Raw genomic sequence first — 19,482 nt, forward strand, 5'->3', positions numbered from 1 at the left:
TCCGTCGCGGGATAGCCGCGCATGACACCACAAAATGCGTCTTAATCGCCTCGGCGTGGCGCTAAACGCTATCCGCTCACGGCGTTTGACCTTATAATCCAGGCTGACTGAGTAGCAAAAGTACTGGATAACGATGAAAACGATTGAAGTCGATGAGGAGCTTTACCGCTATATTGCCAGCCACACCCAGCGTATTGGCGAGAGTGCTTCCGACATTCTGCGCCGGCTGTTGAAGGTCGGCATGGAGAATAAGACGGCCAACGTCGCCGCCCCGCTCCCGGTAGCCCCCCTGGCTATTCGCGCGCCGCAACCGCAGGATCGCGTGCGTAGCGTGCGCGAATTGCTGTTGTCGGACGAATACGCAGAACAGAACAGAGCGGTCGGCCGCTTCATGCTGGTGTTGACCACGCTCTACCATATTGACGCCGAAGGGTTTGCGGCGGCAACGGATGCCCTGCATGGGCGCACCCGCGTCTACTTTGCCGGCGATAGGAACACGCTGTTGCAGAGTGGCAACCACACGAAACCCAAGCAAGTCCCCGACACCCCTTATTGGGTGATCACCAATACCAACTCGGGTCGTAAGCGCGCCATGATTGAACATATCATGCAAGCGATGCAGTTCCCTGGGGAGCTGATCGAGAAAGTTTGCGGCACAATCTAATGAATAACAAGCGTTAGGGAGAAGCGCAGATGGCAAATCACCCGCGCGCCGGGCAGCCTGCCCGGCAGAGCGATTTGATCAATGTGGCTCAGCTGGTTGCACAGTATTACAGCCTGCGTCCGCAGGTGGATAATCCGGCTCATGCCGTGAAGTTTGGTACCTCCGGCCACCGGGGGAGCGCTCAGCGCCAGAGCTTCAATGAGGCACATATCCTGGCCATCGCCCAGGCCATCGCCGAGGTGCGTAAGGCCAATGGCGTCACCGGCCCCTGCTTCGTTGGTAAGGATACCCATGCCCTTTCCGAGCCGGCCTTTATCAGCGTGCTGGAGGTATTGAGCGCGAATGGCGTCGAGGTGGTGGTGCAGGAGAACAATGGCTTCACGCCGACGCCCGCGGTGTCGCATGCCATTCTGACGCATAATCGCCACGGCGGCGCGCTGGCCGACGGGATTGTCATCACCCCTTCTCATAATCCTCCGGAAGATGGCGGCATCAAATACAACCCAACCAACGGCGGTCCGGCTGACACCAACCTGACTCAGGTGATCGAGCAGCGCGCGAATCAGCTGTTGGCCGCGGATCTGGCGGGCGTGAAGCGCCTGACCCTGGCGGCCGCCTGGCGCAGTGGGCAGATCCATGCGCGCGATCTGGTACAGCCTTATGTCGAAGATTTGCGTGATATCGTCGACATGCCGGCCATCCAGCGTGCCGGGCTGAAGCTGGGTGTCGATCCGCTCGGTGGCTCCGGCATCGAGTATTGGCAGCGTATCGGCGAGCATTACGGTCTGGATCTGACCCTGGTCAACGACCATATCGATCAGACCTTCCGTTTCATGCACCTGGACCACGATGGCGTGATCCGTATGGATTGCTCCTCCGAGAGCGCCATGGCGGGTCTGTTGGCGTTGCGTGACCGTTTCGATCTGGCCTTTGCCAACGATCCGGACTACGACCGCCACGGCATCGTGACGCCTGCCGGATTGATGAACCCGAACCACTATCTGGCCGTTGCCATCGACTACCTGTTCCGTCATCGCCCGCAGTGGGGGGCCGAGGTTGCCGTCGGTAAGACCCTGGTCTCCAGCGCGATGATCGATCGAGTGGTCAAGGCGCTCGATCGCCGTCTGGTCGAGGTTCCGGTCGGCTTCAAGTGGTTCGTCGATGGCTTATTTGATGGCAGTCTGGGCTTTGGCGGAGAAGAGAGCGCCGGTGCCTCCTTCTTGCGCTTCAACGGTACGCCGTGGTCCACTGATAAGGATGGCATCATCCTGTGTCTGCTGGCGGCGGAGATCACCGCACAGACCGGTAAGAATCCACAGCAACACTACGCTGCGCTGGCTGAGCGTTTCGGCTCACCGAGTTATAACCGCCTGCAAGCGCCGGCGACGCATGCCCAGAAGGCCGCCTTGTCTCGCCTCTCTCCCGAGATGGTGCAGGCCGATCGGTTGGCCGGCGACCCGATCACCGCACGCTTGACCCGTGCGCCGGGTAACGATGCGCCGATCGGGGGGCTGAAGATCATGACCGACAACGGGTGGTTCGCTGCGCGTCCTTCCGGTACCGAGGAAGCTTACAAGATTTACTGTGAAAGCTTCTTGGGGGCAGAGCATCGCCAACGTATTGAGAAAGAGGCGGTCGATATTGTTAGCGCCGTATTGGCTAACGCCTAATCGCCGCTGCTCGTCTGATAGCCTGACCAACGCCGCGCCTTGCGCGGCGTTGTTTTATCGCGCGCAACGGCCCGGTTGAGGCGCGGGGCCTCCTTGGCTTCAGGGCATAAAACGGTAACCGACGCCGGTTTCGGTGAGGAGATGGCGCGGGCGCGCCGGCTCCAGCTCTAGCTTCTGGCGTAGATGCCCCATATAGATGCGCAGATAGTGGCTATGCTCGACGTAGTTGGGTCCCCAGACGCTGTTGAGTAACTGGCGTTGCGTTAACACCTTGCCGCTGTTGGCGATCAGCTCGGCCAGCAGACGGAACTCGATCGGGGTCAGGTGTAGCGACTCGCCGGCGCGTGTCACGCTGCGTTGTAGCAGATCGACTTGCACCTCGCCGAAGCAAACCAATGGACTCTCCTGCTGCTGGCGCGTATGGCGCCGTAGGGCGACGCGTACACGTGCCAGTAATTCGCCGATGCCGAATGGCTTACTGAGAAAGTCCTCCGCCCCGGCGTCCAGCGCCGCGATCTTGTCGGCCTCGTCGCTGCGAGCCGACAACACGATCAACGGAATGGCGCTCCAGCGGCGCAGATCACGAATAAACTCGATCCCATCGCCATCCGGTAGGCCGAGATCGAGGATGATCAGATCGGGTTGGCGAGTGCCCGCCTCGATCAAACCGCGTTGTAGGCCGTCGGCCTCGTTAACTCGCCACCCCTCGTTTTCCAGGGCGGCGCGCACGAAGCGGCGGATGGCTTGTTCGTCTTCGACGATCAGGATGGTTATCGGGGTCGTGGTCACGATTGATCTGTCATCTCCACATCGGTTTCCGGTTCAATCTCCGGTGCGGCTTGCAACGGTAGCGTAAAGTGAAAATGGGCACCGCCGTCTGGCGGGCATTCCAGCCAGATTTTACCACCGTGTACCTCAATAATGGCACGACAAATCGCTAACCCCAAACCGACGCCGGGGATGGCGGATTCCTTATCGCCACGGGTGAACTTGTTGAAGATCTGCTGGCGTTGCGCGTTGGCGATGCCATTGCCATCATCACTGACCTCGACTTCCAGCCCCTCCGCCGTGACGCACGCGCTGATGGTGATGGCTGCGGTGCCCCCCGCGTATTTCCCGGCGTTCTCCAGCAGATTCTGCAACACCCGTTCGAGCAGCGCCCCGTCACAGTAGACCAGCGGTAGATCTGGCGGCAGGTGAAGGTGTAGCGGATGGGCGGCCAGCATCGGTTCCAGGGTGTGTAGGGCGCTGCCGACGATCTCCTCCAGGGATTGCCACTCCTGGCGTAGGCGGAAGCCGCCGGATTGAAGACGCGCCATATCCAACAGGTTGTTGACCAGGCGCGAGGTATTGAGGATCTGTTGGCGGATCTCACCAGCCTGCGGGGCATGAACGGAGTTTTCGCTGGCCAGATCCAGGGTGAGGATCTCCGCCTGACCGAAGAGTACCGTCAGCGGGGTGCGGAGATCGTGTGAGAGCGCGGCCAGTAGTGAGTTACGCAGTTGCTCGCGTTCGGCCTCCAGGCGCGCCGCCGCCGCGCTATGCGCCAAATGTAAACGCTCCAGCGCGTTGGCGATCAGGACGCTGTAAGTCTGCAATAGGCGTTGTTGCTCCGGCACCATCAGCTGACGCAGATTCGCGGGCTCGATAGCCAGCACCCCGTAGGTGGTCTGGGTGCTGGAGAGCGGTAACAGCTGATAGGGGACGCCGGGTAGGGTATCGGTACCGGCACCGGCGGGTTGGCCGCGATCGCGGCACCACTGGGCGATGGCCAGATCGACGTTGGCGACCCCGGCCTCATCCCCCTGATGGCAATGCAACTGGCCTTCCGCATCGGGTAACAGCAGGGTAGTACGGGCGCCGAAGCTGTGGTTGAGCGAGGCACAGCTACTGCGGATTACCGCTTCTTGGTTGAGGGCATTGCCCAGCGCCTTGGACATCTCATACAGATGGTGGGCGCGTTGCTCGCGGTAACGCGCCACGCGCGCCTGATAGCGCATGCCTGCGGTGAGGTTGCCGATCAGGATGCCGACGATCAACATCACCCCGAAGGTGACCAGATACTGGACGTCGCTGACGGCGAACGACCATTGCGGTTGAATGAAGAACAGATCGAAGCTGGCGACGCTGATACAGGCGGCGAACACCGAGGGCCAGCGGCCGAAGAAGAGCGCCACCAGCGCCACGCCGAGCAGGTAGATCATCACCAAGTTAACCTGATCGAAGGTGGGGAGTAGCAGCTTACCGAGTAGCGAGATCAGGGCGCACAGCGCCGCGGCGACCATAAAGCCACGGATCTGTACGCGCCAGCGCTCCCCGAAGGGACGGGGATCGTTCTCGCGGGGGCCCACGGGGCGCTCCTCCACCGCGACGATCAGTAGATCGAGATCGGGGCCGAGGCGTGCCAGTCGATCGGCGAAGCGGGCCGTAGGCCAAGAGAGTCGTCGTGTCTCGCGTTGGCGGCGGCCGATGACGATCTTCCCGAGGTTATGCTCGCGGGCATAGCGTAGAATCGCGCGCTCTGGGGCCGGATCGGAGAGGGTGGCGGTCTCTGCCCCCAACTCCTGTGCCAGGCGCATGCTACGCAGGATGGCGCGTCGCTCGCTTTCCGGCAAGCGATGAAGTCGTGGCGTTTCAACATAGACCGCATGCCAGACGCAACCGAGGCGCGTGGCCAGACGTGCGGCGGTGCGCACCAGCTTGTCGTTGTCGGCGCAGTGACCGATGCACAGCAGCAGGGCATCGCGAGTATGCCAGACTCGGCTGCCTCCCGGGCCGCTGCGGAACTCCCGCATTTGCTCGTCGACCCGGTCGGCGGTGCGACGCAGCGCTAGTTCGCGCAGGGCGATCAGGTTCCCCTTGCGGAAAAAGTTCTCGATAGCGCGCTCGGCCTGGCCGGGGATGTAGACCTTGCCCTCCTTGAGGCGCTGGCGCAGATCGTCCGGTGGCAGATCGACCAGTACCACCTCACTGGCGGCATCGAATAGCCGATCGGGTACCGTCTCTCGCACCTGAACTCCGGTGACGTTACCGACCACGTCGTTCAGGCTCTCCAGGTGCTGTACGTTGACGGTGGTCAGCACATCGATGCCCGCTACTAACAGCTCCTCGACATCCTGCCAGCGCTTGGGATGGCGTGAACCGGGGGCGTTGGTGTGCGCCAGCTCATCCATCAGGATCAGTGCTGGCGCACGGCTCAACGCCCGGTCGAGGTCAAACTCACGCAACTGACGGCCACGATGATGAATGCGCTTGGCCGGCAAGCGTTCCAGCCCGTCGAGCAGGGCGGCCGTCTCGCTGCGCCCATGGGTCTCGACGACGCCGATCAGCACATCCAGTCCCTGGGTGCGCAGACGCTGCGCCTCCTGGAGCATGGCATAGGTTTTCCCGACACCGGCGCAGGCACCGAAGAAGATCTTGAGTTTGCCGCGCGCCGGCTCGCCGACCTGTGCCAGCAGGGCGTCGGGATCGGGGCGCTGTTCATCATCAACCATGAAACATCCTTAGCGAGCGAAAACGGTTAGCGTAAGCGGGGTGTTGCCTCCGATGATAGCCGATCCAGCGCCAGATTGAGCGCCAAGACGTTGACCGTCGGCCGACCGATGAAGGCCGGCCAGCTGTCGCGCTGCAGCTCGGCGATCAGTGCCTCGACGCGGCTCAGCGCGAGACTACGCGCCGCGGCGACGCGCGCCGCCTGATAGTAGGCCGCCTGCGGCGAAATATCGGGGTCGAGGCCGCTGGCAGAGCTGGTGAGCAGATCGACCGGTAACGCCTCGCTGTAGGGCTCCAGCGGATCGCGCTGACGCAGCTGCGCGGCGCGCTCGGCCAGGGTGCGGGTCAACAGCGGGTTGCTGACCGCCAGGTTGCTGCCGCCGGAGGCCAGGGCGTTGTAGGGGTGGTCGGCGGTCGCCGAGGGGCGCGGCCAAAAATAGTCATCACGCTGGAAGGATTGACCGATCAGCGCCGATCCGACCGGGCGCCCGTCGCGTTGCAGCAGCGAGCCGTTGGCCTGCCAGGGGAACATCAACTGTGCCAGCGCCGTGGTTAACAGGGGATAGAGAATACCGGTGATCAGGGTAAGCACCAGCATCATGACCAGGGTGGGGCGTAGTAAGGGCTGTGTCATGGTGGGCTCCTTTAAGCCAGGCCGCATAGGGTTAATAACAGATCGATCAGCTTGATGCCGATAAAGGGCACCACCAGTCCGCCCACGCCATAGATCCACAGGTTACGGCGCAACAGCGCCCCGGCGCTCAGCGGGCGGTAACTCACGCCGCGTAACGCGAGGGGGATCAGGAAGACGATGATCAGGGCGTTGAAGATCACCGCCGACATGATGGCCGAGGAGGGCGAACTGAGGTGCATCACGTTTAGTCGATTCAGTTGCGGATAGGTGGCGGCGAAGGCGGCCGGGATGATGGCGAAGTATTTCGCCACGTCGTTGGCGATGCTAAAGGTGGTCAACGAGCCACGCGTCATCAGCATCTGCTTGCCGATATGTACCACCTCGATCAGTTTGGTCGGGTTGGAGTCCAGATCGACCATGTTGCCCGCCTCCTTGGCGGCCTGGGTGCCGGAGTTCATCGCCACGGCCACGTCGGCCTGGGCCAGCGCCGGGGCGTCGTTGGTACCGTCACCGGTCATCGCCACCAAGCGGCCTTCGGCCTGATATTGGCGGATCAGCGCCAGTTTGGCTTCCGGTGTCGCCTCGGCCAGGAAGTCGTCTACCCCGGCTTCGGCGGCGATGGCGGCGGCGGTCAGCCGGTTATCGCCGGTGATCATCACCGTCTTGATCCCCATGCGGCGCAGCTCGGCGAAGCGCTCCTTGATCCCCCCCTTGACGATATCTTTGAGCGCCACCACCCCCAGGATGCAGGCATCTTCGGCCACCACTAAGGGGGTCGCCCCGCTGCGAGCGACGCGCTCGACGGTCTCATCTACGGCGCGCGGGAAGTGACCGTCGGCCGATTCAACATAACGGCGAATCGCATCGACGGAGCCTTTACGGATCATGCGCCCCTGGATGTTGACCCCGCTCATGCGTGTCTGGGCGGAGAAGGGGACGAAGGTGGCATTCAGGCTGTGCAGATCGCGTTCCCGCAGGTTAAAGCGCTGCTTGGCCAGTACGACGATGCTACGCCCTTCCGGGGTCTCATCCGCCAGTGAAGCCAGTTGGGCGGCGCTGGCTAATTGTTGCTCACTGACCCCATTGACCGGCAGGAACTCGGAGGCCTGGCGGTTACCGAGGGTGATGGTACCGGTCTTATCCAGCAGCAGCACGTCGACATCGCCAGCGGCCTCGACGGCTCGTCCGCTGGTGGCGATGACGTTGGCACCCAGCATGCGGCTCATGCCGGCGACACCGATAGCCGAGAGCAGACCGCCGATGGTGGTGGGGATCAGGCAGACCAGCAGCGCCACCAGCACCGTGACGGTGACCGGACTCCCCATCTGGCTGACCTGGGCCCCGAAGAGTGAGAAGGGATACAGGGTGGCGCAAGCCAGCAGGAATACCAGCGTCAGGGCGATCAGCAGGATGGTCAGGGCGATCTCGTTGGGGGTCTTGCGTCGCTTGGCGCCCTCCACCATGGCGATCATGCGATCGAGAAAGGTTTCGCCGGGGTTGACGCTACACTGCACCACCAGCCAGTCGGAGAGGACCCGCGTCCCGCCGGTGACGGAGGAGAAGTCGCCGCCCGACTCGCGGATGACCGGTGCGGACTCGCCGGTGATGGCGCTTTCGTCGACCGAGGCGCCGCCCTCCAGGACTTCGCCGTCGCAGGGTAGGGTATCACCCGCCTCGACCAGCACCACGTCACCTTTACGCAGGCTCTCGGCGGCCACCTTCTGCCATGGTGCGCCATACTGCGCCTGTTGCAGTTTCTTGGCCCAACCGCTCTTCTTCACGCCTTTTAAGCTCTCGGCCTGCGCCTTGCTGCGCCCCTCGGCCAAGGCCTCGGCCAGGTTGGCGAAGAGTACGGTAAACCATAACCAGACAGCCAGGCTGCCGGTGAAGGCGGCGCTGCCGTCGGTATGACCACTGAGGATCATCAACCAGATAAAGCTGGTTAGCAGGCTGCCCAGGTAGACGACGAACATCACCGGGTTACGCCATTGTACGCGTGGGTCCAGTTTGCGCAGGGCGTCCCGTAACGCGGTCTTGAGCAGAGCGGGGTCGAACAAGGCTCGCTGTTGATGACTCATGATAATTCTCTCTATGTCCTTACACTTACGGCTGGGTGTGTAGCAGCGTGGTTTGTAGCTGCTCGGCGACTGGCCCGAGCGCCAGTGCCGGAATGAAGGTTAGGGCGCCGACCAGCAAGATGGTGCCGATCAGTAGGCCGACGAACAGCGCGCCATGGGTCGCCAGGGTGCCGTTACCGGCCGGTTGGCGTTTTTTCAGCGCCAAGGCACCGGCGATCGCCATGACGGGGATGATCACCCCGAAGCGGCCGAGCAGCATGACGAGCGCCAGCAGTAGGTTGTAGAACGGCGTGTTGACGCTCAGCCCACCGAAGGCGCTGCCGTTGTTATTGGCGGCGGAAGAGAAGGCGTATAGCACCTCGCTGAAGCCGTGGGCACCCGGGTTGAGGATGGCGCTGCGTCCGGCGTCACACAGCAGGGCGATGGCGCTGCCGACCAGGACCAGGGCCGGGGGGATCAGGATGGCCAGCGCGGTCATCTTCATCTCGAAGACCGTGATCTTTTTCCCCAGGTACTCGGGGGTGCGGCCAATCATCAATCCGGCGATGAAGACGGTGAGCAGGACGAACAGCAACATACCGTAGAGTCCGCTGCCCACGCCGCCGAAGACCACCTCGCCGATCTGCATCAGCCACATCGGTACCATGCCGCCGAGGGCAGTAAACGAGTCATGCATCGCATTGACCGCGCCACAGGAGGCGGCGGTAGTTACGACGGCATACAGGGCGGAGGCGAGGATACCGAAGCGGCTCTCTTTCCCCTCCATATTGCCGTTGCTGTCGGCGCCCAGCGTCATCAGATGTGGGTTACCTTGCAGTTCGGCATACATCACGGCGCTGGCGGCGACGATGAAGATCAACGCCATGGCCCATAGCAAGGCGTGGCCCTGGCGACTATCGCCGACGCTGCGGCCGAAGGCGAAGCAGAGTGCGCTGGGTAGCAGGAAAATCGCCACCATCTGAACCAGATTGCTCAGCGCGCTGGGGTTTTCGAAGGGATGGGCGGAGTTGGCACCGAAGAAACCGCCGCCGTTGGTGCCCAGCAGCTTGATCGCCTCTTGGGAGGCGACCGGCCCCAGCGGTAACAGCTGTTTCCCTCCCTCCAATGGGCTGACATCGACATAGGCGGCGAAGTTTTGTACCACCCCCTGGCCGGCGAAGAACAGCGCCAGTAAGAGCGACAGGGGCAACAGGACATACAGGGTGATGCGCCATAGATCGACCCAGGCGTTACCCAATGCCGCATCGGCGTGACGGCTGAAGGCGCGAGTCAGGGCGAACAGGATGGCGATGCCGCTGGCCGCCGAGAGGAAGTTTTGTACGCCGAGTCCGGCCATCTGGCTGAGGTAGCTCAGGCTGCTCTCGCCGCTGTAGGCTTGCCAGTTGGTGTTGGTGACGAAGCTGACGGCGGTGTTGAGGGCCAAATCCCAGCGTAGGCCGGGAAAGCCCTGCGGGTTGAGCGGCAGACTACCCTGGGCCAACAATAGGATGAACAGTAGCGCGATACCCAGGAGATTAAAGGCGAGGATCGCCAACAGATAGCGGCGCCAATCCATGTCGCGTGGCGTGATACCGCATAAGCGCCATAGGGTATTCTCTGTGCGCACCATGGCGCGATAAGGCTCTCCGTCGATCAGGCGGCTCAATAGGCTACCGAGCGGGGGGGCCAGGACCAGCAGCGCCAGCAAGAGTAGCCCGATGAGCATCAGTGCATTGAGTAACATCAGAAGTCCTCCGCATGCCACAGTGCATACACCAGGTATACCAGCAGTAGCAGCACCAAAACGGTGCAGGCAATCAGTCCCACGGTCATTGTGTTCTCCTCATTATGTCTGGCTTAATGACGCCTTCAGCATAGGGAGAGCGAGGCATAAAAAGGGTAAAAAAGGCGGGGCTGGCTGTAAAAAAGATATAAAAATGAATATTATTCATACAGATATCGCCGATTAAATCGGCTAAGGGCGGCGCAGGTTAGGTCGTTGTGCGTCGTGTGTCGTGACGGTGTGGCGACGTCGCAGGTGCGGGGGCAAGCGGCCCATGCATCATCCACCGTCAACGGCCTATCAGGAGTTAGGCGCACGCGGGGCTACGGCGCAGATAAGGTCAGTCAGCGCGCGAGGCTATGGCGTGATTAAGTGGAAAGCGTGGCGCGATCACGCACGATGGCGACGCGTTGACCTCTCGGCGTGTGTCGACCTGGACGCCTGTGATGCGGTATCGCCATCCAGGGTATAGGTGGTCGGAGGAGTGCTTGCTTTCTGTGCAGCGAGGGGCTATGTTGTTTCCACTCAGGCCAGCGCTTCTGGCCACGCTGTTCCCGCCTCGCCGCTAGGCTTTAGGCGAATTTGCAAGGAGGTCACGATGCTGTATCCCCCCTATTCTTGGCCACGCATTCTGTTACGCCGTAGCGGCGTTATCGTCATTGGTACACTCGCGCTGCCGGTGATGCTGCTGCGTAAGGATCGCGCCCGTTTCTACAGCTACCTGCATCGGGTGTGGTGCAAGACCAGTGATAAACCGGTGTGGCTGAGCGAATCAGAAAAAGTGAAGCCCGACTTCTTCTGACGGCAACGCCGGCGAGACTCGCAGATGTGGCGCGGCGGTCTACACTTGCGTAAGGATCCCGGAAATCGTTTGTCGCTGTGAAGGGAGGCTTACCATGTCATCTACGATCCCGGTCGGTATCAGTGCCTGTCTGCTCGGTCAGACGGTGCGCTTCGATGGTGGACATAAGCGTCTGGCCTTGGCCTGTGAGACGCTGGCGCCATTTTTTCGCTTCTTACCCCTCTGTCCCGAGATGGGCATCGGCTTGCCATCGCCGCGCCCCGCCTTACGTTTGTTGCGGCGCGAGGCGTCATCGGACATCGCCCTGGTCGATAGTCGTGACCCTAGCTTGGATTATACGGCGGCGATGCAGGCCTTTTCCGCGCATCAATTGCCGCACCTGCAGGCATTGTGTGGCTTTATCCTCTGTGCGCGCTCGCCCAGTTGCGGTATGGAGCGGGTCAAGGTCTACACGGCGCAGGAGGCGCGGAAGAGCGGGGTAGGGCTGTTTGCCGCCGCCCTGATGGCGGCGATGCCCTGGTTGCCGGTTGAGGAGGATGGGCGCCTGAGCGATGCGCTGTTGCGCGAGAACTTTATCGCACGGGTGTATGCCTTGCACGAGTTCAATCAGCTGTGGCACCAGGGATTGAGCCGTGGCGCACTGGTGGCCTTTCATAGCCGTTATAAACTGTTGCTGTTGGCCCACTCACAACCCGATTATCGCGCATTAGGGCGTCTGGTGGCGGCTATCGCTCAATATGATTCATTGGCGCAGTTCGCCGTGGAGTATCGCGCGCGCTTGATGGCGCTGATGCGCCAGCCTGCGACGCGGCGTAACCATACCAATGTGCTGCAACACGTGCAGGGCTACTTCAGCCTGCGTCTGAGTGCCGCTCAGCGCGCCGAGCTGAGCGAGTTGATCTTGCAGTATCGTCAGGGGACACAGCCATTGCTGGCCCCTCTGACGCTGCTGAAACATTATCTGCGTGAATATCCCGATGAGTACCTGGCCTCGCAGCGTTATTTTTCGCCCTATCCAGACGCGTTGCGTCTGCGCTATGGCCATTAGGTGGCGCCGATGACAACCCATGTCGTCTGGTTACGCAACGATCTGCGTGTGACCGATAACCGCGCATTGCATGCCGCCTGCGCCGATCCTGACGCGCGCGTGCTGGCGCTCTATGTGGCGACGCCGCGTCAGTGGCAAGCGCAGGATATGGCGCCCCGTCAGGCGCAGTTCATTTGGCAGAATCTGCAGTGCCTGCGGCTTGAGCTCGCGGCTCGTCATATCGCGCTGCATGGCCTGAGTGTGGCGGACTATGCCGCCCAGCGACAGGCGGTGGCGCACTTTTGTGCTCAGCATCAGGCCACGGCCCTGTTCTTCAATCGCCAGTATGAGCTGAATGAGCGCCGGCGGGATGAGGCGTTATGCGCCACGCTGTCCATTCCTTGCCATGGCTTCGACGATGCCTTGCTATTGCCCCCCGGCGCCGTCCTGACCGCCGCGGGGCAGATGTTCAAGGTTTTTACCCCGTTTAAACACGCCTTCTTACAGGCTTTGGGTCAACAGGATAATGCACCGTTGCCGGCACCGACCCGGCGGGCTTACCCCTGTGCACCGCCGCCAGTGCTGCCTACCTTCGACTACCCCGCGGCGACGGTCGATGCGACGTTGTTTCCCGCCGGAGAGGCGGCGGCTCAGGCGCGGCTGGCGCATTTTTGCCGCACCGATCTGGCGACCTATGCTGTGCGGCGTGACTTTCCGGCGCAGGCGGGAACCAGCCTGCTGTCGCCCTACTTGACGTTGGGGGTGGTGTCGCCGCGTCAGTGCCTGGCGGCGCTGCAGTCGGGGATGCTCGACTCGCCGAACGCGGCCTCTGGCGGCGGCGCCGCCTGGTTGAATGAGTTGATCTGGCGCGAGTTTTATCGCCACCTGCTGGTGGCGTGGCCCGATCTGTGTCGCCATCGCCCCTTCCTCCCCTGGACGGCGCGCATTCGTTGGCGCGACGACGAACAGGGATTGTGGCGCTGGCAGCAGGGGATGACCGGCTTTCCATTAATTGATGCGGCTATGCGTCAACTCAATCACTGCGGTTGGATGCATAACCGTCTCCGTATGCTGACGGCCAGTTTCCTGGTCAAAGATCTGTTGATCGATTGGCGTCTCGGCGAGCGTTATTTCCTCAGTCAGCTGATCGATGGCGATCTGGCGGCGAACAACGGCGGCTGGCAGTGGGCCGCTTCGACGGGCTGCGATGCCGCGCCCTATTTTCGTATTTTCAATCCGACGACGCAGGGGCAACGTTATGATGCGCAGGGGCAGTTCATTCGCCGCTGGCTACCGGCGTTGAAGGATGTGCCGGATAGTGAGATCCATCACCCTCAACGCTGGGCGTTACGCCAGCGACGCGTGCTAGACTACCCCGACCCCATGGTCGATCACGCTCGGGCGCGGCAAGATACGCTATTGGCCTTTCAGCGCGCCCGTATGACGGAGGACGATGGCGGGTGAGTCGATTCGAGACGACAGGGAGGGTGAGGGGATGTGGAGCAGGAGAACCATCGGCTGTGGGGTCGTGGGGGTTGTATTATATGGCCTGTTGGCGCTGCCCGCGCTAGCGGGTTTTCAGGTCGTGGCATTAGGCAGTGGCGGAGGGCTCAGCGGCGACAATCTGCCCGCCTATCTGATCCGCCACGAGCGTGATACGCGTTATCTGGGGCTGGATGCGGGGTCGACCTTACCCGGGATCGCCAAGGCGTTGGCGCAGGGCGCCTTCCCCGAGGCGAGCGCCGAACGTGCCGCGCCTTGGACGCCACAAGGGTACGTGCTGCGTGAGTTGATCGTGGCCTATTTTATCAGTCATGCCCATCTCGACCATGTCGCCGGGCTGCTACTGGCCGCGCCGGAGGACAGCCGCAAGCCGATCTATACCCTGGCGAACAGCGCCGAGACGCTACGTAATCACTACTTTAACTGGAAAAGCTGGCCCAATTTTAGCGATGCCGGGCAGGGGCAGCGTCTGGGGACCTATCGCATTCACAGCGTGCGCCCGGCGCAGCGTTTTGCCCTCGGCAATAGCGGGATGAGCGCTCAGGTGTACCCGTTGAGCCACGGCGGCGTGACCTCGGCGATGATCCTGCTGGAGCGATCGGGCGAATACTTCGCCTATTTTGGCGATACCGGGGCCGATAGTGTGGAACAGAGCAGCCATCTCGATCGCATCTGGCGCCGGTTGGGCCCCTTGTTGGCCAGTGGCGCGCTGCAAGGCATGATCATCGAGACCTCGTTCAGTGACGCGGTACCCCAAGCGCGCCTCTTCGGCCATCTTACGCCGCATTTGCTCAATCAGGAGCTGACTAACCTGGCGCGCTATAGCGGTGGCGCCTCTGCCTTGGCCGGATTCCCGGTGGTGATCGCTCATATTAAACCGTCGCTACAGGCTGGCGAGACGGCGGCGCAGACCATCATGGCACAGTTGGCGGCGGGGAATCGTAACGGGGTGGCGTTTCGGCATCTGCAGCAGGGGGAGCATGCGCTGTTTTCGGGGCGTGAGTAGCGTATTATTCGAGGATCGAGATGGCGATTGAATGATGCGACTGAGGAGAGTGCATGGATAATTGGCTGTTAGAGCAACAGATGAATCAGCTGTTGAATGTGGCTGAGATGCAGGATTACGCCCCCAATGGTCTGCAGGTCGAGGGGCGTCGCGAGGTACGGCGCGTCGTCACTGGGGTGACCGCCTGTCAGGCCCTGTTGGATGCCGCGTTGCAGGCCGAGGCGGATGCGATCTTAGTCCATCATGGTTATTTTTGGAAAAACGAGGCGCCGACCATCCGTGGCATGCGGCGTCAGCGTCTTAAGACGTTGCTGGCGAACGACATTAATCTGTATGCCTATCATCTGCCCTTGGATGCGCATCCACAGTTGGGCAATAACGCTCAGTTGGCTCGGGTGCTAAAGATTACGCCACAAGGGCTTATTGCTCCGCTACTGCCCTATGGTGAATTGGCTGAACCTTGCAGTGCCGGGGAGTTGATTGGCCGTTTGGAACGTAAACTGCATCATAGCGTACTGCATTGTGGCGATCATGCACCGGCGAAGATCCGGCGTGTGGCGTGGTGTAGCGGGGGCGGACAGGGGTTCATCGAACAGGCGGCGCAGTTCGGTGTCGATGCGTTTATTACCGGTGAGGTCTCGGAGCAAACCATTCATATCGCCCGGGAGATGGGGCTGCATTTCTTTGCCGCAGGCCATCACGCGACGGAGCGGGGGGGCATTCGGGCGTTAGGGGAGTGGTTGGCGCGCGAGCATGGCCTCGAGGTGACCTTTATCGATATTGCGAACCCGGCCTGAGTGTGCCACGGAGGGTCGGCGCGGCCGGCCACCCGTGGAGCATGTTATTACCAATTTAATACCACAACCTAATGGCGCATTATTTCCCAGGCGCTGTCGCGTCTTGCGTCGGTATTCTGCGCGGTACGCCGCGCCTGCCGTTGTCACGGCTGTTTTCCTATTAATAATCGCCTGCAAAAATTACGCCATCGCGCTATTATTTTTTTAATGATCACCCGACTGACTTTCTCATATTCTGTTTGTCTTATCCCCCCATTTCCCTGTATGCTAACGGTTAATCCGAATAGTTTATTGCAGCATTAAATTTATATTGACAAGTAGCAATGCTTTTATTTTCAAATGAATTTAGCGCTTCGATACAGCGCCCTTAGTCGTATTTCATCGGCGTTGAATGACCTCCCCCCATATCGTTATATGTTGTCTTACAACACTTATCTGTCGAGGCGAGCGATCATTAAAAACTAAATTCGGACATCTCCTTGGAAGAGGCAAGATAGGATTGTGCCGGTCGCTATCATGGTCAACCTGAAGCGTTTTTTTCGGTTGGCTAAAGCCGTGATCGGAGAGAGCTACATAGACGGGCGTTAAAGGAATGGATATGTTTGAAATTTTCGCTGTTGACTATCAGTCGCTGTCAAGAACGACATCTACCGAGCTATTCTCATTGCGCAAAGGCACGTTTAAAGATCGTTTGAATTGGGCTGTCAACTGTAGCGATGGCATGGAGTTCGATGAGTATGACAGCGAGCATACGACCTATCTACTGGGTGTAAAGGATAATGATGTGGTGTGTAGCGTGCGCTTAATCGAGACGCGTTATCACAACATGATTGTGGGTACCTTTTGCCAGTATTTCGCTAAGGCGGAGATCCCTGCCAGCAGCCAGTTCTTCGAATCCAGCCGATTCTTTGTCGATAAACGCCGGGCACGTACCTTGTTGGCCAACCAATATCCGCTATGTCATCTGTTATTTTTGGCGATGATTAATTACACCTTATCCTCAGGCCATCAGGGGATTTATACCATCGTCAGCCATCCGATGCTACGGATTCTGACCCGCTCCGGTTGGGATGTTTCGGTCGTCGAGAAAGGTACTTCAGAAAAGGATCAGGCGATTTATTTAGTCTATTTGCCGGCTGATGCTGAGAATCAGCGTTGCCTGATTGAGCGGATTAATCAAGATTTGGAGCAACCCTATCCGCAGGCATTGCTACAGGCTTGGCCCTTGCTGCTAGAAGAAGAGACGATTAGCGCTCAATCGGTTTGATCAGTTGTAATTCAACGCCGAGTCGGATGGCATGCTTGGCGTTGAGCACCCCTAATTTTTTTACCACGTTGCCGATATGAAACTTCACCGTGCCGCTTTTAATCCCTAAGATCAGCGCGATCTCCTGATAGGTTTTACCCATGCTGGCCCAATACAGAATTTCATTCTCGCGTGCGGAGAAGATATTCTCCATGTTATTACTTTTAATATTATGCTGTTGTACTTGAAGTTGCCGTTGCCCCGTCATGAAGCGCTCATGAGCGTTGATCAATAACATCTGTAACGCTCCTTGATTCTGCTCGACAATACTAAGACTATGATCGTCAACCATCAGTGAGAGCATTGCCAGTTGGTTATCGGCATCATGCAGGACAAAGGTATAGCCTTTGTTGACCTGATATTTTTTGGCCAGACTAAAGATCTTGGACAGGTTGAGCTTGGCGTTCACCGTGATCTTTTCATCCCAGAGGAAAGGTGAAACGCGACGTAGCGCATAGATCACTACCGGGTCGATCTGTTGATAATGGTGCTCTTTGTACAAGGTTACCCATTCATCGGGGTAGTTGGAGATGATGGTGATTTCTGTGGGATTCTTTTTGTTGAGCAATAAATAGGCAAACTGTAGTTGCCCATAGTAGGATAAAGATTGATCGATAAACCGCTTGATATCCTGCGCCAGGCTCTCGTTATCAGCAATCACTCTACTTCTTTCTCCTCATTGGCATCACCACCTACTATTAGGTATACAATAATACGTTCTGTGGTGAATTACATCCTCTATCTACCATGATACTAGATATTGACATGAGTCGTAGAGGGCCTCCTGCATTATCAGCGGGATAGCTATACCTTAGTCTAACTAGACGTTATTGTCATCGCTTAATAGAATAAGTGCCAGGTTAAGAGGGCAAAAAAAAACCTGACCCATCGATGGATCAGGTTGCCAATTTGGCCAACACCAGGGAAAACGTTACAATCAGGTTGATACTTTCCAGATACTACAAATAGAGAAAGTACGCCTGATTATCCTTACGACGCATCGCCTAATGGCCATGCCCGTTACTATTCATCTAATCGTAATCGTCCTCATTCTGTTTCTGCTACGACTTTTCAGGCACAGCTTACATAAAAATGTCAGCAGAATATAGACCCTGCGCTATCTTTTTTCTCTACTTTACAGAGGAGAAAAAAATGAATCCTTTGCTTATACTTAGTAATATTAATTCTTATTATTTTATTTAATCTTATTCTTTGATTTTTATCGATTTATTATTATCGGTTATTTCTTGAACGGCACTCGTTGTCATATGAATAGTGATACTATCGATCTACAAATATTGCTGCCGCATTGTAAAACAAGCGTGACAAATTATAGTTTCTACTGACTTTGTCCTACAAACGTATTCAATTAAGCATGCGCGCGGTTAATTGTCTTATATTGGTCTTAGATTCTCGCTCGTCGAATGGAGCGAGAATCTGAGTGCCGTTAGCTGGCATCGGCTAAAGCTTAATTCTTTTTCACAAATTCCGACTTGAGCTTCATCGGACCGAAACCATCGATTTTACAATCGATATTGTGATCACCCTCGACCAGGCGAATGTTTTTCACCTTGGTGCCGATTTTCAGCATCGAGGAGCTGCCTTTGACCTTCAGATCCTTGATGACGGTGACGCTATCGCCATCGGCCAACAGGTTGCCATTGGCATCTTTGACGACTAGAGTCTCTTCTTCCTGGGCGGCGTCGGTGGCGTCGTTCCACTCGTAGGCGCATTCTGGACAGATATACATGTCATTATCTTGATAGGTATACTCTGAATGACACTTCGGGCAGTGTGGCAGTTGCATGATAAGGCCTCGCAAAAGTAAAAACCGCCGGGATGCGGGCGCTTTGCTCGGCATCGGGCGGAAAAGTAGTGAAAATAAACTTTACCCAACCATAATACCTCATTCGTCGATATTTTTGTTGATAAATCTTTCTTTTACCCCCGTTTGTATCGTATTTCTATCGGTTTAGTATACTTAATTTTTTTATTTTATTGTTTTTATTCAATTGGTTATTTGAAGTTGTTGGCGATTTTCTCGTATGGCGCGCTCTGGTTATCAAAGTGCTAAAAAGTTCGTTTTATTCGTCTGGCCTGCCTCAATCGAAACGGCGTAGATAGGTGTTTTGATCGTAGCGTACGCCTTCGAGCTCGCAGGCTTGGTGACGTGTCTCCACCAGGGTGAAGCCATTGCGCCGTGCGACGGCGTTGCTACGCAGATTCACGCTGATGCACTGGATCACGAAGCGGGTGACTTCGCGCTGCGCCACATAGTGTCGCATCAATGCCTGGAGGGATGCCGAGACGAGGCCTTTACCTTGGTAAGGCTGAGCCAGCCAATAGCCTATCGGTGCGCAACGGCGCTGGAGATCGATGCTATTTAAGGAGATTACGCCGACACAGTGCTGCTGATAGTGGATGACGTAATGGCGTGCGCTGCCTGCCTGATGCGCCTCGGCTTGGGCGTGTAGCGTCTGAGTGAGATTGTCGACATGCGCCATGCTATGCGGCCAGCTGAGGAAACGACAGAGGTGTTCGCGATTCTGCTCCACCAGCGTGAACAGCGCCTGGGCAAAGCGCGGATGTGCCGGGATCAGATAGAGTTCGGGACCGGCGAGTAAGATAGTGTGTTGCATGATGTCTCCCGGGCGTAGCGCCGCCCTTGTTGGCGGGCAGTATAACGCGATGGCGAGGTGGAGAGGAGGGCGGGTACCCGCGTGGCGTGCTGAGTGAGTGGT

At 58.6% G+C, this 19,482-nt stretch carries 17 protein-coding genes; 8 read left to right on the plus strand and 9 right to left on the minus strand.

The features are described 5' to 3' along the window. Positions 1-133 precede the first annotated feature (133 nt). Positions 134-664, plus strand: coding sequence for a replication initiation negative regulator SeqA (gene seqA / locus DCL27_RS04235; RefSeq protein ID WP_035597522.1), 531 nt, complete (start codon positions 134-136; stop codon positions 662-664). A gap of 29 nt (positions 665-693) precedes the next feature. Beyond that, positions 694-2,334: a phosphoglucomutase (alpha-D-glucose-1,6-bisphosphate-dependent) gene (gene pgm / locus DCL27_RS04240; RefSeq protein WP_035597525.1), complete on the plus strand. Its 1,641-nt coding sequence runs from the start codon at positions 694-696 to the stop codon at positions 2,332-2,334. A 99-nt stretch (positions 2,335-2,433) separates the two neighbouring features. Here pgm and kdpE read toward each other — a convergent pair whose 3' ends face one another. Genes kdpE through DCL27_RS04270 form a run of 6 tightly spaced genes read right to left on the minus strand, consistent with a single transcriptional unit; the run spans position 2,434 to position 10,350 of the window. Further along, positions 2,434-3,123, minus strand: a complete 690-nt coding sequence (gene kdpE / locus DCL27_RS04245; protein WP_005288998.1) for a two-component system response regulator KdpE — start codon at positions 3,121-3,123, stop codon at positions 2,434-2,436. Next, a complete protein-coding gene (gene kdpD / locus DCL27_RS04250) occupies positions 3,120-5,828 on the minus strand; it encodes a two-component system sensor histidine kinase KdpD (protein ID WP_035597528.1) in 2,709 nt (902 codons plus the stop codon). The genes kdpE and kdpD overlap by 4 nt, the downstream gene beginning before the upstream one ends. 26 nt (positions 5,829-5,854) lie before the next feature. Further along, a complete protein-coding gene (gene kdpC / locus DCL27_RS04255; RefSeq protein WP_035597531.1) occupies positions 5,855-6,460 on the minus strand; it encodes a potassium-transporting ATPase subunit KdpC in 606 nt (201 codons plus the stop codon). An 11-nt stretch (positions 6,461-6,471) separates the two neighbouring features. After that, positions 6,472-8,538 (minus strand): potassium-transporting ATPase subunit KdpB, encoded by a 2,067-nt coding sequence (gene kdpB, locus DCL27_RS04260; protein ID WP_035597534.1) that lies wholly within the window; start codon positions 8,536-8,538, stop codon positions 6,472-6,474. Positions 8,539-8,563: 25 nt separating this feature from the next. Continuing rightward, complete coding sequence (gene kdpA / locus DCL27_RS04265; protein ID WP_035597537.1) at positions 8,564-10,261, minus strand: potassium-transporting ATPase subunit KdpA; 1,698 nt, start codon at positions 10,259-10,261, stop codon at positions 8,564-8,566. Continuing rightward, the gene (locus DCL27_RS04270) at positions 10,261-10,350 is read right to left on the minus strand and encodes a potassium-transporting ATPase subunit F (protein WP_035594725.1); all 90 of its coding nucleotides are present in this window, start codon (positions 10,348-10,350) and stop codon (positions 10,261-10,263) included. The genes kdpA and DCL27_RS04270 overlap by 1 nt, the downstream gene beginning before the upstream one ends. Positions 10,351-10,898: 548 nt before the next feature. Between DCL27_RS04270 and DCL27_RS04275 the strand changes: the two genes are divergently transcribed. The 6 genes from DCL27_RS04275 (at position 10,899) to DCL27_RS04300 (ending at position 16,702) form a co-directional block, all read left to right on the plus strand. Then, positions 10,899-11,102 (plus strand): YbfA family protein, encoded by a 204-nt coding sequence (locus DCL27_RS04275; RefSeq protein ID WP_005295342.1) that lies wholly within the window; start codon positions 10,899-10,901, stop codon positions 11,100-11,102. A gap of 94 nt (positions 11,103-11,196) precedes the next feature. Further along, a complete protein-coding gene (locus DCL27_RS04280; RefSeq protein WP_035597540.1) occupies positions 11,197-12,150 on the plus strand; it encodes a YbgA family protein in 954 nt (317 codons plus the stop codon). A 9-nt stretch (positions 12,151-12,159) separates the two neighbouring features. After that, positions 12,160-13,593, plus strand: coding sequence for a deoxyribodipyrimidine photo-lyase (gene phrB / locus DCL27_RS04285; RefSeq protein ID WP_035597546.1), 1,434 nt, complete (start codon positions 12,160-12,162; stop codon positions 13,591-13,593). A 31-nt stretch (positions 13,594-13,624) separates the two neighbouring features. After that, positions 13,625-14,638 (plus strand): MBL fold metallo-hydrolase, encoded by a 1,014-nt coding sequence (locus tag DCL27_RS04290; protein WP_035597549.1) that lies wholly within the window; start codon positions 13,625-13,627, stop codon positions 14,636-14,638. Positions 14,639-14,691: 53 nt separating this feature from the next. After that, positions 14,692-15,435, plus strand: a complete 744-nt coding sequence (locus tag DCL27_RS04295) for a type 2 GTP cyclohydrolase I (protein WP_005288963.1) — start codon at positions 14,692-14,694, stop codon at positions 15,433-15,435. Positions 15,436-16,033: 598 nt separating this feature from the next. Beyond that, positions 16,034-16,702 carry an acyl-homoserine-lactone synthase gene (locus DCL27_RS04300; RefSeq protein ID WP_005295349.1) on the plus strand — a complete coding sequence of 223 codons (669 nt, stop codon included), beginning with the start codon at positions 16,034-16,036 and terminating at the stop codon, positions 16,700-16,702. On the opposite strand, the gene DCL27_RS04305 is transcribed toward DCL27_RS04300, so the two are convergent. From DCL27_RS04305 to DCL27_RS04315, 3 genes are all read right to left on the minus strand, one after another. Continuing rightward, the gene (locus DCL27_RS04305; RefSeq protein ID WP_005288957.1) at positions 16,683-17,402 is read right to left on the minus strand and encodes a LuxR family transcriptional regulator; all 720 of its coding nucleotides are present in this window, start codon (positions 17,400-17,402) and stop codon (positions 16,683-16,685) included. The two genes, DCL27_RS04300 and DCL27_RS04305, sit on opposite strands and share 20 nt — an antisense overlap. 807 nt (positions 17,403-18,209) lie before the next feature. Continuing rightward, on the minus strand, positions 18,210-18,548 hold the full coding sequence (locus tag DCL27_RS04310) for a zinc ribbon domain-containing protein YjdM (RefSeq protein ID WP_005295353.1): 339 nt from the start codon (positions 18,546-18,548) through the stop codon (positions 18,210-18,212). 295 nt (positions 18,549-18,843) lie between these two features. Next, positions 18,844-19,380, minus strand: coding sequence for a GNAT family N-acetyltransferase (locus DCL27_RS04315; protein ID WP_005288942.1), 537 nt, complete (start codon positions 19,378-19,380; stop codon positions 18,844-18,846). Positions 19,381-19,482 lie beyond the last annotated feature (102 nt).

It is taken from the genome of Edwardsiella tarda ATCC 15947 = NBRC 105688 (genome assembly GCF_003113495.2).
GTDB lineage: Bacteria > Pseudomonadota > Gammaproteobacteria > Enterobacterales > Enterobacteriaceae > Edwardsiella > Edwardsiella tarda.